11 protein-coding genes are annotated in these 18,265 nt (G+C 36.3%); 6 read left to right on the forward strand and 5 right to left on the reverse strand.

Translation table 11 applies throughout. The features are described from left to right. Positions 1-1,713 precede the first annotated feature (1,713 nt). The 3 genes from V7K79_RS29125 to V7K79_RS29135 all read left to right on the forward strand — a co-directional run bounded on the left by V7K79_RS29125 (position 1,714) and on the right by V7K79_RS29135 (position 5,998). Entirely contained in the window at positions 1,714-3,156 is a 1,443-nt protein-coding gene (locus tag V7K79_RS29125; RefSeq protein WP_335052936.1) for a sugar transferase, read from the forward strand. Between the two features lie 243 nt (positions 3,157-3,399). Beyond that, complete coding sequence (locus V7K79_RS29130) at positions 3,400-4,827, forward strand: oligosaccharide flippase family protein (protein ID WP_335052938.1); 1,428 nt, start codon at positions 3,400-3,402, stop codon at positions 4,825-4,827. Positions 4,828-4,894: 67 nt separating this feature from the next. Beyond that, the gene (locus V7K79_RS29135) at positions 4,895-5,998 is read left to right on the forward strand and encodes a glycosyltransferase family 4 protein (protein WP_335052940.1); all 1,104 of its coding nucleotides are present in this window, start codon (positions 4,895-4,897) and stop codon (positions 5,996-5,998) included. Positions 5,999-6,240: 242 nt separating this feature from the next. On the opposite strand, the gene V7K79_RS29140 is transcribed toward V7K79_RS29135, so the two are convergent. Next, on the reverse strand, positions 6,241-6,438 hold the full coding sequence (locus tag V7K79_RS29140) for a hypothetical protein (RefSeq protein ID WP_335052942.1): 198 nt from the start codon (positions 6,436-6,438) through the stop codon (positions 6,241-6,243). Positions 6,439-6,526: 88 nt separating this feature from the next. On the opposite strand from V7K79_RS29140, the gene V7K79_RS29145 reads away from it, so the two are divergent. The 3 genes from V7K79_RS29145 (at position 6,527) to V7K79_RS29155 (ending at position 11,546) form a co-directional block, all read left to right on the forward strand. Continuing rightward, the gene (locus tag V7K79_RS29145; protein ID WP_335052944.1) at positions 6,527-7,222 is read left to right on the forward strand and encodes an O-antigen ligase family protein; all 696 of its coding nucleotides are present in this window, start codon (positions 6,527-6,529) and stop codon (positions 7,220-7,222) included. A 275-nt stretch (positions 7,223-7,497) separates the two neighbouring features. Further along, positions 7,498-8,694 carry a glycosyltransferase family 4 protein gene (locus V7K79_RS29150; protein WP_335052945.1) on the forward strand — a complete coding sequence of 399 codons (1,197 nt, stop codon included), beginning with the start codon at positions 7,498-7,500 and terminating at the stop codon, positions 8,692-8,694. Positions 8,695-9,317: 623 nt separating this feature from the next. Then, positions 9,318-11,546 (forward strand): GumC family protein, encoded by a 2,229-nt coding sequence (locus V7K79_RS29155; RefSeq protein ID WP_335052947.1) that lies wholly within the window; start codon positions 9,318-9,320, stop codon positions 11,544-11,546. A 633-nt stretch (positions 11,547-12,179) separates the two neighbouring features. On the opposite strand, the gene V7K79_RS29160 is transcribed toward V7K79_RS29155, so the two are convergent. The 4 genes from V7K79_RS29160 to hisB all read right to left on the reverse strand — a co-directional run bounded on the left by V7K79_RS29160 (position 12,180) and on the right by hisB (position 18,263). Further along, positions 12,180-13,565, reverse strand: a complete 1,386-nt coding sequence (locus V7K79_RS29160; RefSeq protein WP_335052949.1) for a choice-of-anchor Q domain-containing protein — start codon at positions 13,563-13,565, stop codon at positions 12,180-12,182. Between the two features lie 827 nt (positions 13,566-14,392). Next, on the reverse strand, positions 14,393-15,862 hold the full coding sequence (locus V7K79_RS29165; protein ID WP_335052951.1) for an SLBB domain-containing protein: 1,470 nt from the start codon (positions 15,860-15,862) through the stop codon (positions 14,393-14,395). A gap of 498 nt (positions 15,863-16,360) precedes the next feature. Further along, positions 16,361-17,344, reverse strand: a complete 984-nt coding sequence (locus V7K79_RS29170; protein ID WP_335052952.1) for an ABC transporter ATP-binding protein — start codon at positions 17,342-17,344, stop codon at positions 16,361-16,363. A 277-nt stretch (positions 17,345-17,621) separates the two neighbouring features. After that, positions 17,622-18,263 (reverse strand): imidazoleglycerol-phosphate dehydratase HisB, encoded by a 642-nt coding sequence (gene hisB / locus V7K79_RS29175; RefSeq protein ID WP_335052954.1) that lies wholly within the window; start codon positions 18,261-18,263, stop codon positions 17,622-17,624. Between the last annotated feature and the right edge of the window lie 2 nt (positions 18,264-18,265).

Consider the following 18,265-nt stretch of genomic DNA (forward strand, 5'->3'; position numbering starts at 1 on the left):
AAAAAGGCAAAAAGTAGAAAAAAAGAAGGTTTTAGCCTAATTCATTTTTATACAGAGAAGCCGAAATAGCAGGTATGCTTTTCAAGTCTTCTTACTATCGCGGTTTACAAAATATCCTTTGTAAACCGCTGAAACAACCTATTTACGTTATATACAAGATGATTTGTTTGTACAGTGCGTAAGTTTTATTTATCCTTTTATACTTATTATTCTTCCATGAGTTTAAGTTGAAAGGTTAATTTTTCGTCAGCCGAGACGATAAAAAATCATTAATTTTCATCAAGACTGACGAAAGAGCGTTATATTGACTCAGTGAAACCATCACCAGCATGCTTTTATCTCACTATATAAAGCATACATAAAGTCAAAGTCTTCCACATAAAATTAATAATTAAATACATGTAATATAATATACATTAAAAGCATTGCTTTTTCTTAGAGTGAAAACTTATTCAAGTGTTTTAGTTATAAATAATGACTCGCAGCAAGTCTGATGTTGATTTTTTGACGGTGATATGACCGTGCCTAAGTTCTTAATTTTTAATAGACAAGGATTTAGAGCGGTCTAAAATCCAAATATAGGACACAAAAAGGTACATGAAAAAAATAGACTCTCTCAGGAGGTAAAAATGTTTAAAATGAATATACTGCAAGACTTACAAATATTAAACATTATTGAGCTTAACTTAATTTATTAAGAATTATTTTCATTAATCTGCTACTAATTCTTTTAGATATAGAACTTATGCACTGTACAAAATAACTATCTTGTGAAACAACGTAAATACCTTCTTTCACGCTTTTGTAAATCAATGTTGATTGGGTGCGATTGCCAAAATCCTATCTAAAAATCTAGTTATCAGCTTTGAAAGCTATACATATTATTTTAGCTTTTCTGTTAATAGGTAAGTCATAAAATATACCCATGAAGCTGACTCAAGTTAAATCACAATATTTGTATATGTAAATTTTCGTAACAATAATCAAACTTTTGATGCATTTTATTATATGTTAATTGTGTAATATTTTGTTAAATAAGTAATTATGCGTAAAAAAATAAAGAAGTTTCTAATCAAAACTAAAATAGTATAAGCAAATATGCTAAAGTAATCTATCAAGAAGAGATGTAACTATATCTCTGTTAAGAAGGGTAAATCTGCGATGTTATACCTATTTTTTCGCTTTTGGAAGAAAAGTAAATTATGTCTATCCTGAGTCTTAAGCAAAATCATGGGTTATGCGATCGCTATCTATGATTTATCTATTTAAATAGCCTTGTTACTAAAGTCCCTAAAAATTAGAGATTATTCTCTGGAAAAATTGCAAAAAGAGAGTTAATTATGCTAATCCAGACCAATTATTTTGTATACGTACATTAAAAATACTAATATTGTCTACCTGACCAAGTTGATTGTTAATGTCAGAAATGTTATTAAAACATACTAAGTTAATTTACTAACAAATCCTTTCTACTTTCCTTTAGCATCAAAGCTAGAAATTTACAGGTAAAACAGGATGGACGTTACCATATCAACTAAATTTAAGTAATAAAATCCTACAATATACTTTTAACAAAGAACTTATAAGTTATTCTAAAAAAAAGTCCAAGAATAGATTATAAAGAGCAAGCTTTTTTGAAAAAAACGTGAGTTAAGATGTCACGATTATATGGTTTTTCATAACTTTTTTAACAATACTAGGCATTACTAAGCTATGAGTAATCAAAGCATTGCAACAAATAAATTGAGTGAAGTATCTTCAGATTTACGTGCATCTGCATTTGTCACTGTACGTAAGGGTTCGTGGTGGTTAAGATTAACAACATTGTTTTTAGTAGATTATACTTTGTTGTCCTTAGCTTGGATTTTTGCTGGATATCAATCTTCTTCTGAGCATCTTTCTTGGTATGTACCGAGTCAATATTTTCCGATTTTAATAACTATTGGAATTCAAATCGGATCGCTAGCTATCCAAGGTATTTATCGAGAAGGCCAAAAACGCTATGACTATTGGAATATTATCAAATCGTTAACTTTTGCTCATGGATTAATACTCATTGTTTGTTCTTTGTATAAGCCTGTTGTTGACATCACAAACCCAAGATTGACATTATTATCTTGGTTATTAAGTATATTGTTTATTTGTACTGGAAGATATGCTGTAAATATTACTCTCGAATATTTACGTAAGCAGAAAAAAATCGTTCGTTCTTCTGTATTCATTATTTGCGATCCTCAAGATCGTGAGCAAATTGCTAGCTTTATAAAAAAAGAAAAGCATTATATTGTCTCTGGAACGGCAAATGCTAACTCATTAGATAGATACAAACGTCAGCAAACATTGAGTCAACTTAATGAATTAGGTGTAACAGAAGTTTTTATATCTTGGGATGCTCTAAAAAATAGAATGTTCTTGTGCTGGTTATTTCAAGCATCTGGGATTCAAGTACATATCTTACCAATGGAATTGAAACCAATTTATAGAAACATCGAATTTAACAAGATAGGGGGAATGCCTTGTCTGAGTTTAGATTGCCCAATAATTACAGGTAAAGATTTTTGGATAAAGCGTATTTGTGATTTTTGTTTGGCAACTTTATTTGTAATGTTAATATTCCCGATTTATATAGCTATAGCCATAGCTATAAAACTTGACTCATCTGGGACAGTATTTTACAGGCAAACTCGTATAGGTTTACATGGACAACAGTTTAAAGTATGGAAATTCAGAACTATGAGGTCTGATGCAGAAACACTACAGAAGGAATTAGAAGCTTTAAATGAAACAAAAGATGGTATTATCTTTAAAATAAAAGACGATCCTCGTATTACCCGTGTTGGAAAGTTTCTCCGACGTTATAGCTTAGATGAATTGCCCCAACTTTTTAATGTTATCCTTGGAGAAATGAGTATAGTAGGTCCTCGTCCTCTACCTACTAGAGATGTTGACAAGTTTTCTGAACATCATTTTATTCGACATGAAGTTTTGCCTGGTATTACAGGTCTTTGGCAAGTATCAGGTCGATCTGATATTTTAGATTTTGAACAAGTGATTCACCTGGATATGAGCTACATCGAAAATTGGTCACTTGCTTTAGACTTTGAAATTCTCCTTAAAACAGTTATGGTTGTTTTGAAAAAAGATGGTGCTTACTAAAGAATAAAATCATAGCTGTGCAAATTCAGAATTGTAAAATTTAGGTTACGTATCGAGAAAAGTATTGCAGTCTACAGTTTAGTTGATAGTGGATTAAGTTTATATTTTTCTACCTTGCCGATTAGTTACCTGTTTAAGGGAGATATAGGAGATATAAAAAACTTCTTTCATTTATAAGGATCTATCCGAAACAATTATGGTAAATCAAAATGAACAAATTAAGCTGAATTAAGAATTACAAGAATGGTAGAAAAGTACAAATTCATAAGTAATTCCCTTTCAATGATAATCAATCGGTTAGCACAAAGCATTACAGCATTTGTCTTAACCGCTTCTATTGCCCGTACTTTAGGAACTGAGGCTTTAGGTCAATATCTACTCGCATATAGCTACTATTTTATCTTTGTGGGCATTGCCTCACAAGGGCTAAAGACATTGTTTACTAGAGAACTAGCTCGTGATCCACAAAAAACACCAGTCTATCTAATGAGTGGTACGTGGCTACAGTTAATATTTAGTTTATTTAGTTATGCAGCATTGATAATTGTAGTGTTTTTGCTTCCCTATAGTCCCAAGACCTCGACTGTTTGTTACATAATGGGCTTAACGATCGTTCCTTTTGCGCTTTCTAATATTACAGAGGCGATTTTTCAAGCTAAAGAAAAGATGCATCTGATAGCGATCGCTACAGTGCCGATATATATCCTACGCCTAATAATAATGATTTGGGCGATGCAACTAAAATATGGAATTGAATATTTGGGGGGAATCCTATTTTTTTCAGAAACACTAATTCTGATAATTGAATGGATTTTTATTGTTCCTTTAGTAGAAATACAATGGCAGATTGATAGAAGTTTTGTCTTTAATACAATTAAAGAAGCGCGGACATTTTTTGCTATTGAAGCAATGGCTGTAGTTAGTGGCAGAATTCAAATATTGATTCTTTCATTATTGGGAAATGAACTTTTAGTAGGTTTATTTGGTGGAATAACACAATTACTACAACCCTTTTTGATTATTGCTAATAGTATAACTTTAGCAATATTTCCAAGATTTTCCAAGGCAGTAGAGCAAGGACGGCACAAGCAGAAGCAGATAGCTGAAAATATTATCGAAATTTTATTAATCATTGCATTGCCGTTATACCTTGGAATCTTATTCTTTGGCAAAGATTTATTAATTTTTATCTATAATACTAGCTTTGCTGAAGCAAATATAGCCCTTAGTTTAGCCGCTGCATCACTCCTTTTCTTGCCGTTTGCACGCTCACTGAGTTATTTACTTGTAGCCAATGGTTTCGAGATAGTGAACCTACGTGAAGTAGTTATTACTACTACATTAGGAAGCTTAGGAGGTGTGGTATTAGTTTCGCACTATAAGTTACTAGGTGCAGCTTTAATAGCATTATTAATGACTATTTTTGGTTCTATCCAGTATATTTATTTCACCTATACTCGCTTATTTTCATTAAATTTATGGCGAATATTTTGCCGTCCATTAATAATAAGCATTCTCATGTTACCTATATTTATTTTATTACAAAAAATTAAATTAGATTTTATATTCACTTTACTCATTGCAACTTGCGCCTATTCTTTATTTGTGATTTATTTAGGTATTCGTGCGTTTGGTGGGTTCCGTTTTTTATGGCTAAAATTTTTAAAATAGTAGTAATTGTTGAAAATAGATTTTTACCATTAACTCATTAAACTTGAGCAAGAGTAGAATTTTTATTATGATTAAAGTTGCTTTATTACATTTTAGTTTTGAAGATTACACTATTGAATTAGCAAACAGTTTGGTTAAATATGTTGATTTAACGCTTATTCACCCGGAAAAACTCTCAAATGTATGCGGCAATGTTCTTGATTCTAGTATCCGCGTAATTACCTTTAAAAAACCACGGATTCGCGACCCGCGCAATTTATTGTCTATGTACGCGATGATGCGTATTATCAAAGAAATAAAGCCAGATATTTTGCATGTGCAAGAAACTAACGATCCTTGGTATGATTGGACACTGTTACTCAACAAAATGCCACCATTGGTGACAACTATTCATGATATATTTCGTCACCCAGGGGATAGGATGTCTGTATTCGGTTCAGAGTATACCAGGCGTATTGCTTTCTACCGTTCCCAACAATTGATTGTTCATACTCATCAACTAAAAAAGATTCTAATTGAACAATTCCGTATACCTCAAGAGCGAGTCAATGTTTTACCACATGGGGAACTTGGTAGTTTGTATAAGCGTCGGGGTAATCACAATAGTCAGACTCGCGATCTAAATACATTACTATTTTTTGGACGCATCTGGCCTTATAAAGGATTGAAATATTTACTTCAGGCTATGCCTTTAATTGTTGAACGTATACCTGAAGTCAAGTTAATTATCGCTGGACGGGGAGAAAACATAAAACAATATTTCCCTAATGGTTATGATGAGAAACGCTACGAAATTATCAATGACTTTATTCCTCTTGAAGAAGTAAGTAAGCTATTTCAACGCAGTACGGTAACAGTTTTACCATACATAGAAGCTTCTCAAAGTGGTGTAGCAGCCTTATCTTATGGGATGGGAACACTGGTTGTAGCCTCTGAAGTAGGAGGATTAAGTGAGATAATTCAGCATAAAAAAGATGGGTTGTTAGTTCCACCTTGTAATGTCCAATCTTTAGCTGATGCCATTATTTATTTGTTAAGCGATCGCGACTTGCAACAACGTATGCAAACTGCGGCATTAGCTCGTTGTCAAGAAGATTTAAATTGGTCAAATATTGCTGCTCAAACAGCTCAAATTTATTATAAAGAAATAAATATGCAAAATAAATATTAGTTAATTTATATGAGGAAAATACTAATTTTTGCTGAACAGGCATTCACCGTTTTGAGCTTAATAATGTATTCCGGGGCAATTTTTGTTGTTGTACTATCAGGAGGAGCAGGACAAGAGGATTTAATAGAATATGATAGCTCTTTAATTCGGATTTTTTATTCTTTAATCTACTTAGTTACCTTAGTACTATTAGTTTTGCGTTGGAAGACAACTCTTTATTTCCTTAAGAAAGACTTTTGGCTTTATTTTTTAATTTTCTTGTCAGCTGTTTCTATTATTTGGTCTTTTGAACCATCAACAACATTAAAAAATAGTTTTTCCCTCATTAATTCCAGTTTATTTGGACTATACTTTGCTTCGCGATATAGCTTAAAACAGCAGTTACATTTACTTGCTTGGAATTTTGCAATTATTATAATACTCAGTTTTGTTTTTGCCATAGCTTTGCCTAAATACGGAATACAGAGCGATTTGGATGGCTCAAAGTGGCGTGGAGTATTCACGCACAAAAACGGTCTGGGAGCAAGAATGGTAACGAGTAGTATGACTTTTTTTATCCTTGGTTATCAAACTCAAAGACGTAGTTGGCTTTTCTGGGCAGGGTTTAGCTTGTCAATACTACTCTTACGGCTTTCCGCTTCCGGTGCATCTTTACTTAATCTATTAATAATAATATTGGCATTTTTTGCTTTTCAAATTTGGCGTTGGTCTTACCAGTTCATCGTACCAACCCTAGTAATGATGGCGATTATCAGCCAAAGTTTATATTTTTGGTTGTCTAGTGACGCGAGTATCCTGTTCGGTGCAATTGGTAAAGATGCAACACTGACGGGTCGAACAGAGTTGTGGCCATTAGTAATTGATAAGATTTGGAAGCATCCTTGGCTTGGTTACGGTTATGGTGGATTCTGGCAAGGATGGAATGGTGAATCTGCCGATATTTGGCTTGCAGCTGCATGGACACCAAACCATCCCCACAATGGTTATCTGGCTCTTTGCCTAGATTTGGGTCTTTTAGGGTTAGGAGTATTCTTTTTAGGATTTTGGCGCAGTTATCTGCGAGGATTTGCTTGGGTGCGTAATAGCAAAACAGCATTTGATATTTGGCCCCTTACACATATGACATATATACTTTTATCTAGCCTCACTGAGTCTAACTTAATGGAATCAAATAGTTTGACTTGGATACTCTATGTGGCGGCATCTCTTTCGGTCAGAATGTAAAATCAGATGATTAATCAATATAATTGTAACCAGCTAATAACAGCAAAACTGATAGCTATCATGATGTATATATGCATGTTTATTATTTAACCTAGTTTCGCGAAGTTATGAATATAGGTTCCATAAATAAGGTATATTTTAGACTTGACAAGTGAGTGTTTTACTAAACTGACGTTTCACATTTACCCTGGCTATACCCATAAATTAAGGGTTTTGACCATTTTTCCAAGCGAGTGAATAATTAATTACTAAACTAATTAAAAATTGAAATTATTATGGTATCACCGAAAAAAGTACTAATTATCGTTGAAAATCTCCCAGTTCCCTTTGATAGACGAGTATGGATGGAAGCAACTACTTTGCAAAAAGCTGGGTATGAAGTTAGTGTAATTTCACCTACGGGTAATGGCTTTGAAAAAGATTACGAAATTATTGAGCAGATTCACATTTATCGTCATCCTCTACCACCAGAAGAAAGTTCTGTTATTGGCTATCTCCGAGAGTACAGTTGGGCGATTAACTGGCAATTCCGTCTAGCTCAAAGGGTATGGCGAGAGCGTGGTTTTGATGTCATACATATTTGTAATCCGCCTGATTTACTTTTCTTAGTAGCAGCATGGTTTAAATTATTTCATGGTATATGTATTATTTTCGATCATCATGACCTTAGTCCGGAGATGTATGAAGCTAAGTATCGGCGGCGCGATATTTTTTATCATGGATTACGCTGGGCTGAACGCTTGACCTATGCCACAGCAGACATGGTAATTTCAACGAACGAGTCACATCGAGAGGTAGCTCTTAACCGTGGACACAAGAAACCAGAGAAAGTATTTGTAGTTCGTAGTGCGCCGGATCTTTCGCGCTTTCGCCGAATGCCTCCAAACCCCAATTACCGTGGAGGTAGAAACTACTTGATAGGTTACATGGGTGTCATGGGAGAACCAGAGGGTATTGATTATCTCCTAAGAATGGTATATTACATTGTCCACGAAAAAAATCGCTCTGATATTCACTTTATGCTAATTGGTAGTGGACCTATGGCAGAAAAGCTCAAGGACTTATCTAAAGAGTTAAAAGTGAATGAGTTTGTAGAATTCACAGGGTTTAAGCAAGGTGAAGAACTCTTAGAGCGGCTTTCCAGTTGCGACGTGTGTGTAGAGCCTTCTCCAACATCTGCTTATAACGAAAACTGCACCATGAATAAAATCCTTGAATATATGGCAATGGGAAAAGCAATTGTACAGTTTGATTTGCGAGAGGGAAGACGTTCTGCACAAGAAGCATCTCTTTACGCCAAGCCTAACGATGAGGTGGAATTTGCCGAAAAAATTCTAGAACTTCTAGATTTTCCTGAACATAGAGAAAAGCTCGGAGCCGAGGGACGACGCAGAATGGAGGAGATTCTTGAATGGCAATATCAAGCTCCAAAACTATTAGATGCTTACGAAAAAGTTTGGCAAAGTAGATAGCGGCTTTAACTTTCAGAATTACTATACTAAGTAATTGGATTGAGTAATGAATAGATATTTATAGTCAAAAATTACAAACTGACTAAAAGTTGAGTTTTTTACTTGATTTTGAAATTTTGCCTTTGGCTAAAATAGTTGATTTAATAAAGAATATAGCCGTATAATATCCAAGTAAAAAATCAAGCCTTTGATAATCCAGAGATAAATTTGAATATTAATAGCTAATGCAAAAAACTTTTAGTTGAACGTGCTGTTATTAAAGGGTTAGATTGATTGATAGGATGGCAGTTATAGTTAGGACGTAGTTAACTCATCTAAAATCCCAAAAACAGTTTTTTGCTGAATAAAGGTACACATTTCCACAAAATGGGGATCAAATTTTTAACTTCAATACTTTATACTACAAGACAGTTAAGTATTTATTGCTTCTTTGTCTTTGCGTCTTTGGCGGTTCGTAAAAAAATGATTTTGATAAGGAGTTAAGCCTTAACTTAATCGTATTGGTCTATACTATATTTTATATTGTAAAATTATACATAATCAGTATTGTCAATTGCACTGGTTTGTGACTGTTCTAAGTCAATTTTTAGTTTCTTGCTTAAGACCTGTACTTGGGAAGATTTATGTCAGAAAAATCTATGGAATCTAGAGAATCTATTGATTTAGACCTTAATCGTTACTTGTTGATATTGAAACGGTGGTGGCTACCGGCCTTCAGTATATTTGTGGCAACAGTTATTCTGAGTGCCATATCTACAAAATTCCTGAAGCCAGATTATGAAGCAGAAGGAAAACTGTTATTCAGAGTTCCCAGTTTTAAAGTAGCAGGCAATAGTCTTTCCCCTAGCACTTCTGAAGGAGGAGACTCAGGAGATTTGAAACCATTGGTAGCAACTCAAAATCCTATAAGCAGTCAGATAGAAGTTATTTCTTCCCCAGCTTTATTGCAACCGACAATAGACAAACTACAACTTAAAGACAACGATGGTGAACCTCTCGAGGTAAAAGAACTACTGAAACTCCTGAACTTTAAAATTATTGGTGGGACAGATGTACTGCGTATTGCTTATAAAAGTCACGATCCTGAAGAAGCAGCAGCAGTAGTTAACACAATTATGAGGTTTTATTTAGAAAATGATATTCTGACAAATCGCTCTGAGGCAGGAGCAACTCGTCAGTTTATGGCCAAGCAACTTCCTACAACTCAAGCTGCTGTCAATAATGCAGAAGTAGCACTACGTATATTTAAACAAAAGCATCAGATTGCAGATTTATCAGAGGAAACAAGATCAGCTGTTGCGACTATTGGAAATCTAGATAATGAGATGAATACTGTCAAGGCTCAACTAGATGAAGTAAATGCCCAAACCAATGAACTGCGGCAGAAAGTAGAGCTAAATTCTCAAGAAGCGATCGCTGTAAGTGCTCTTAGTCAGTCACCAGCAGTACAGGGAATTCTTACACAACTCCAAGAAACCGATCGGCAGTTAGCGGTTGAGCGCAGCCGTTTTCTAGATGATAATCCTATAATTATTAACCTAGAAGCAAGAAAAGCTAATTTAAAATCTCTCCTGCAACAACAAGTTGGTCAGACTATTGGCAATCAAACACAAGTTCCCCAGAATCTATTGCAGATTGGAGAACTTAGACAAAGCTTGATACAAAACTTTTTGCAATCAGAAATACAACGTTTTGGTTTAACTCAAAGACTCTCCTCTCTATATAATTCTCGTGCTAGCTACGAACAGCGGGTGAAACTCATACCCCAACTGGCACAAAACCAACGAGAGTTGGAACGGAAAGTTGAAGTAGCAGAATCAACCTATCAAACTCTATTGAAAAAAGTTCAAGAGCTACAGTTAGTTGAAAATACAAATACACCTAGTTCCCGGATTATTGCTCAAGCTTTAGTACCCGAAGATCCTACATTAACCAAAACAGTAATTGTTTTGGTGCTAGGAGTCATGTTCGGTTTATTTTTTGCTACCACAACTGTACTTTTTCTTGCTATGAGAGATAGATCTCTAAAAACACTTAAAGAAATTAGAGATGTATTTGGATATACTTTGCTAGGAATTGTTCCTTTGTCTGTTAAAAAGCTTCGTTCCCGTTATTCAAATGTAGAATCAATATCTCAAACAATTACCGTAAGGGATACTCCCCACTCTTTAACGAGCGAAATGTACCGGATGATTCAAGCAAATCTGAAATTCTTAAGTTCAGATAATTTGCTCAAAACCATTGTGATTACTAGCGCAGTTCCTAAAGAAGGCAAGTCTACAGTTTCAGCTAATTTGGCAGCAGCGATCGCTCAACTAGGACGTCAAGTTTTACTAATCGATGCAGATATGCGAGTTCCTTCTCAGCATCATCTCTGGCAACTAACCAATGAAGTTGGTTTGAGTGAGGTTCTTGTAGGTCAGGCTGAATTTGACATTGCCGTATCAAAGGTAATGGACAACCTTGATGTTTTAACTGCTGGAGTTAGACCTCCCAACCCACTTGCTTTGCTTGACTCAAAACGAATGGCATCACTCATTGAGAATTTCTCATCTCAGTATAAATATGACTTTGTAATTATTGATGCCCCTCCACTACTTTTGGCAGCCGACGCTTTGACTTTAAGCCAAATGACTGATGGTATTTTGTTAGTAGCCCGACCCGGAGTAATTGATTCCAACAGTGCTAATGCAGCTCAAGAGATATTAGAGAGATCCAATTACAACGTTCTAGGTTTAGTAGTCAATGGAGTTATTGATAAAAATGAATCTACTAGTTATCGATATCATTCTCACGAATATTTTAAACCAAGAGAGTTGACAAAAGAGTTTAAGGGACTGGCAAAAAAATAAAGCTTCAAAAAAATTATTTTAGTAGCTATATCATTTTCGGATCAATATTTATTAATAAAGACTGACGCAAAGACGCAAGAAGTTTTAAATAATAAGTAATTAACCGGACTTATAATTATATAGCGCTCTTATATCTGATAAGGTATATCTTCATCAGTATAGGAAACGCTATATTAGAAGCTATAGATAATTTTTAGAATGGTAGTCCGGTTTTTTTAGGTGTTGCTACTCCAGTTTAATTGGGTTCATTAAGGTTTGCGCAAGCTTCGAAAGTAATATAGCAATCCGATTTGATTTCTGAATCATTCGTAGAGGTAAGGGACTGGGGACTGGGGACTGGGGACTCTTAAGAAGGAATAAAGGTGTACTGAGTTTTGTTCAAAAATCAAATATGAGTCCTATATGTATAATTCAGTTTGTTCCGTGCACAAAACCTTATTCATCCAAATCTCTCCGGTAGCCGCACATAATTTCAGCATCTCTATTCTTCTTTTGTTGTTTATGCGGTCGTGCTATTGGGTCTTGTTTTCCCTTGTGGCCCTTCCTTTCCCATCTCCAATTGGTTTGTAGATAAAACTCTTGTTTATACAGAGTTTTATCTACAAACCAAAACCAATGCCATCCTTTTAACTACTATCGGTTTTCGTATGCTCCTCTATCGGGTGCATAACCGGACACACGAGGATTGCCTTGAATATCGGTTTTCAAACTACTCCACTTTAAACCAGTATTAATTGCCGGACTTGTTGGTTTCAATCTAAAGTCACGATCCGAGGCATCAACAAACTGTGGGTCTGCAATGATATCGTGAGATCCTGTAATCTTGATCGTCGAATTAGTGCCATAAACATTGTAGTCATAAGTGACGTTGACATTCTTCATATTGCTATTCACAGCATTACCAGGGGAAGCATACATGATGTTATTGAAAATTTTGACATCAGACGAATAACCAGCATAAATTTCGCCCTTTGCCTTTTTTTGAACATCTGAACTTTGCTGATTCAAATATGCCGTGTTGTTGATAATATCGATATGCTGACTATCATGGGAATGAATACCTGAACCGCCATTTTTGTAGGTGATGTTGTTAGCAATTAAAATCCGTCCTCTATATCCTTTTGAAATATCAACAATAATGCCATTACCGTCTGTAATTCTATTCTGGACAATCCAAGGAACGTACATTCGATTGTTATAGCTCCTGTTATTGGTAACAAATATCTTGTATCCCTTGTTATTGTCAGAACTCCAATTATCAAGCATAGAAATGCCACTGCAACCATGAACTGTGTACCAAGAGTTATTGAAAACAGTGTTGTTATCCACTTTTACATAATCAGCTTGAATTGCTGAGATACCTGCTCCTCCACAATCATGCACTTTGTTGTTCAGAATATTTATGTGATGAGAACGACCTTCGTTTTGTTCTCCAATGCTTATGCAATTCCCGTTAGTAAACTGATTTGATGTGTTATGCTTTTGACTTAAGGCATATTCACGCTTGATGTTAGCATTGTTCCCTATGACCTCCAGCCCATTAATCTCGATATATGAAGCTTTATTTGAAATCAAGATACCATTCCATGTATTGTGCTGAATTTTTGGAAAATGCCCAGGATATGCTTCATATTTAATCCATGCATTTGCTGTTCCAGAACGTTTAATATTTAGCACAGCCCCATCTTGGGGTCTATTCTTGTATTCCCCGTTCATAATCAGTACCGTGTCGCCAGGATTAGTAAGGTTTGCTGCCCTTTGAAGTGTCCTAAAAGCGGATGAGGTAGAAAGCCCGCTATTTCTGTCGTTTCCGTTATTACTAACATAGTATGTTGTCGCAGTTGAAATACGACTGATCAGCTTGCGGTTAGGTAGTGGTATTTCCTGAATAGTCGATGACTGAGGAACATCTTTAAATAAAGACTCTGTTATTTTCTGCCCTTGAACCAGACCTGTTAATGCCCAGGGAAGTACAAGAGATGCGCTCAAACTGAGAAAACCGAAACCATGAATCATCATAGGGAAAAATAGGGTATGTTGCAAAAACTCAATCGTTAAAGGTCAGTAACTCTAGCCTTAGTTAATAACCTAGTATTGGATACAGTCGTATCACTGCCACTTGTAAGTTTATACACGGTTTTATAGGTTTAAACCTGCGCATTTTTGCCGAAATATGGCTGAACCACTTTTTGAGCTTGTGTTCTAAAAAATCGCAAACATCTGATAAAATCACTGAAACAAATATCAGTATTCAGAGTTACCGTATTTATGAACACCAAGCAACCGTACAAATGGCGTCATTTCCAATTCGACATCATTCTACTGTGTATACGCGGTATCTGTGGTTAAAATAGTATATCTGTCATCAATTAGTTAATTTACTTAAATAATTCTTATGATAATAAGAATCACTAAATTACTAAAAATAATTTAGTGACTAGTATTTACGGAATCGGCTTTATAAAATATTCTCATTATCATAAGAAATCCGAGTACTTACAATAAAGATTTTAAAAGCCTATCAATGCATATTAATAATTTACAGTGAAAGTTGTAAAGTTTACAGTATTTTTGTATAAGTAATATTACTTAAAATTATTATAATGACAGATATATAATAGTGGTCAAATAACTTAAAACATTGGCAAATCAGAAGAGAGCGGGTGTCAGAGTATTTATAGCAGACTTGTCCTAACCAGTATCACAGCCTCTATAATACGCAATTTGGAAGAAGCGATACCTTGTAGAGTGTTTGTTATGTGTAACTTGCTTTTGATTAAAGGATAGTGCAATTTTAGGGACGAAGAGGGTTGGCCAACGCCCCCAATTTGCATTTATCTCTTAAATTAGAGTCCGAAAATGTTCAGAAGATTAAGGATAATACCTAGAGGTCCAGTTATAGTGTTTATGGTATCGCCAGTCTTAGCGGAACCAGATCGGTTGACTAGCACAACATCATTATTACGGAGTATAGGATTAGTTTGCTCATTAATCCCAGCGGAGAAATCCACTTTTACTATACGTTTAGTGACAGAACCATTAGGGTTGAGGCGAATTAAATCAACAGCTTTACTACTAGCTCTGGCATCATTAAATCCGCCAGCAGCGAGTATAGCTTGATTTAGAGAGCTATTTGGCTGAACGTCTGTTAACCCTGGTCTTTTAACTTCACCTACCACACCAACCTGAATCCGTGTAGGAGACAAAGTAGTGGTAGCTAATTGAGTAGCTTCTGCGGGGTTAATTTCAGTTGCCGTTGGAATAACAATCGTATCTCCATCTTGCACAATGATGTCTTGGTTAGCATCACCACTCTGTAATAGTTGCCAAAGATTAATATCTATAGATTGTTCTGAGCCAGTTCTTGTAGGTCGGCGTAGCTTGAGATTACGAACATCAGCTTGTGCTGTAATTCCGCCAGCTAATTGAATTACCCGTGTCACATTTGGTAAACCAGTGGGGCTGGCAGTGCCACTGTTAGGGGTTGCGCCCACTTGGCTATCTGTATTACCTGGGGTGACAAGATATGAACCAGGACGGTTTACTTCACCAATAATTGTTACCGTGCGGGGTGTGGTTTGGCTAGCAGCAAAGTTAGATGCAAATATATTGCGTGATTCTGCCACGTTGAAGTTAGTTGCAGTTGGCACAACTATAGTGTCTCCATCCCGCAAGGTAATATCCTGCGATAACTTACCTGTTTGAATAAGTTCCTTCAAATCGATGGTGACGGCTTGCTCTGAAGAACGTCCTATCTTACGCCGTAATTGAACTTGAGTCACATCCGCAGCTAAAGTCACCCCCTGCGCTGTTGTTAATGCGGCTAATACAGTTGGGTATTGTACACCTGGATTGTTCCCAGCGCCACCGCTCAAGCTTAGAGTGTAAGCTCCAGGACGTGTCACCTCTCCAGCAACAAAAATATTGATGGGACGAGGCGATAACAGATTGACTGAGATCAAGGGACGTTTGAGGAAACGAGCATATCTTCTAGCTATTTCGTCAGAAGCTTGTTCAGATGTTAGCCCTAGTACTGACACACTGCCAATTAAAGGTAGGTTAATTGCTCCACCTGGGGGAATTTGATATTCACCTGTATATTCAGGTACTTCAAATACATTTACACGGATGAGATCGCCGCCTCCTAATGAATAATTAGTATCTAATTGTGTTTGTGTGATTGGTGGTTGTGTAGTTGGTGGTAATGGTTGTCCCTGAGCTAGACTGGCAGATGACACAGCGGCATTGACAGCAGTTAACAAAGCCATACCTACAGCTGGCTGAATTATGAATTTAGACAAACTTTTGTTAAGCATATTTACCTGAGACTCTGAAACTACAATCAATAAAGTACTGTCTAAACATTTTTATTTTGACTATACCTAAATATTCAAGTTCCCCGACACTCTTATTTTCCTAAAAAAGTGTAATTTTCCGGAGGAAATTTGTTTATTAAACTTAAATTTTTAGTGAAGTTAGCTTAAAGTTAATGTTGTTTGAATAGAGTAATATCAAAAAATATAGGATTTACGCAACTCAACCCAGTTTATACAATAAATTGTCCCTTTGCCAACAATCAAGTAGTCACAAATAAAGTTTTCTTGTCAAAGTCAATTTGATAACATTTAAAATCTGCAATGAGTAGTAAGGAATTACTAAAATTAGGAACAAGTTCATTAAATAAATATAAATAACCTTGAAAAGATATCGGAATTTTATTTTTTGTGGATTGTGTTGGCAAAGAGAACTCAAAAAGGCAAAATTTTGGGTTTTGTTATTCAAGCCAGTCGAAAATTTCCTATTTGGCAATAAGACTAATTCAATGAGTTGTTTTTTCTTTGGATCTGTTGAATAAAAAATTCTTCTAGAGAGTGACGTGACAAGTTAATGGCGATGATTTTACCTTCCATAAGACGAAGACTGGCAAGAAAATCATAGTAATCATCCTGTAATGTACCGTGCCAGGAACCATCAGGCTCAAATATGAGAGTGGGTATCCATTTTTTGAGAATTTCCCAGTCACCACCTTCACCTTTGACGTAATATGTATTTTTTCCGCCTAAAAGTTCATTGAGGGAACCAGAGCAAACTAGTTCACCTTGAGCGAGGATGGCAATACGATCGCAAATCTGTTCTACTTCACTCAGAATGTGGCTGTTGAAAAAAATCGTCTTACCAGCAGCTTTGAGCGCCAGGATAATTTCTCGCATTTGGTAGCGTCCCACCGGATCGAGACCAGACATTGGTTCATCCAGAAAAACTAAATCTGGCTCATTAATTAATGCCTGTGCCATACCAACACGCTGTAGCATTCCTTTAGAATAGCGGCGCAGGAGCTTTTTACGGGCATCAGCTTGAGATAAACCGACTAATTCCAGCAGTTGAGGAATACGTTGGCGTTGGACACTTTGGGGAATTTGGAATAGCCCAGCAGCTAGCTGCAAAAATTCCCAACCAGTAAGATAGTCATACAAATAAGGATTTTCCGGCAGATAACCAATATGTTGCTTAACACTGCGATCGCCTATTGGCTTACCCAACAACGATCCCCGTCCAGAGGTGGGATGAATAATTCCCAGCAACAATTTTAAAAGGGTGGTTTTACCAGCACCATTTGGTCCTAATAACCCAAAGGTTTCGCCTTTGTAAACCGTTAAAGAACAGTTTTTGAGAGATACGACTTTTTGATTTAGCCAAAACCCAGCGCGATAGACTTTTCGCAACTCAGAAGTTAAGACTACTGGTGGAATGTCTATCGTATTAAGTTGAGAATTAGGGTCATCTACAACAGACTTCATCTTGGTTAAATCACTATTTATCAGCTTGGTATTAATTAAAAATTACCCGTAGGCTGATAATAACCATCACCAAGCTGTGTGTCAATTATCGTGAACTGAAAACTAGGGACTGGCGAAGAAGCAAGGAAGCAGGGGGACAAGGTGACAACGTGACTAAAGTTAGAACTTGCAACAAGTCTTTCCCTTCCCCTTGTCCCCAATTCTCAAGAGTCCCCAAGTCTCTTCTCCATGCCCTGTTTGGCCAATGGCCAATTTCTAATATCCAATTTGACTTTCTTCATAGAACTCCCTTAGAACTGGGAATTATGCCAGCACGTCGGGGGTCAATTTCCACTGCCAGCCGTGTTGCTCTTGCAAAAGCTTTAAATGTCGCTTCAATAATGTGATGGGAATTAATGCCATCCAGTTGCCGAATGTGGAGTGTCATCTGGCTATGGTTCACCAAAGCCACAAAAAATTCTCGCACTAACTGGGTATCATAGGTTCCCACACGCTGGGTAGGAATTTGTAAACCGTAGCTAAGGTGAGGCCGTCCAGAAAAGTCTAGCGCTACCTGAACTAAGGCTTCGTCTAGTGGTGCAAGAAAATTACCAAAGCGGACAATACCTTTTCTGTCGCCTAATGCTTGATTCAAAGCTTGCCCTAAAGTAATGCCTACATCTTCGTTGGTGTGATGATCGTCAATTTCCCAGTCTCCCTGGGCTTGGACATCTATATCAATCAGCCCGTGGGAGGCAATTTGATGCAACATGTGATCCAAAAACGGAATACCCGTTGCTGCTGTGCAAGTTCCTCTACCATCCAGGTTGATGGTAACTTGTACATTAGTTTCGCCAGTGGTGCGGTGAACAGTAGCAATCCGAGGGGTTTGGGTTAAGCGATCGTAGTTTGAATTAACTTGGCGATTGGTTGTTTGCATGG

Source organism: Nostoc sp. (assembly GCF_036917575.1).
GTDB lineage: Bacteria > Cyanobacteriota > Cyanobacteriia > Cyanobacteriales > Nostocaceae > Nostoc.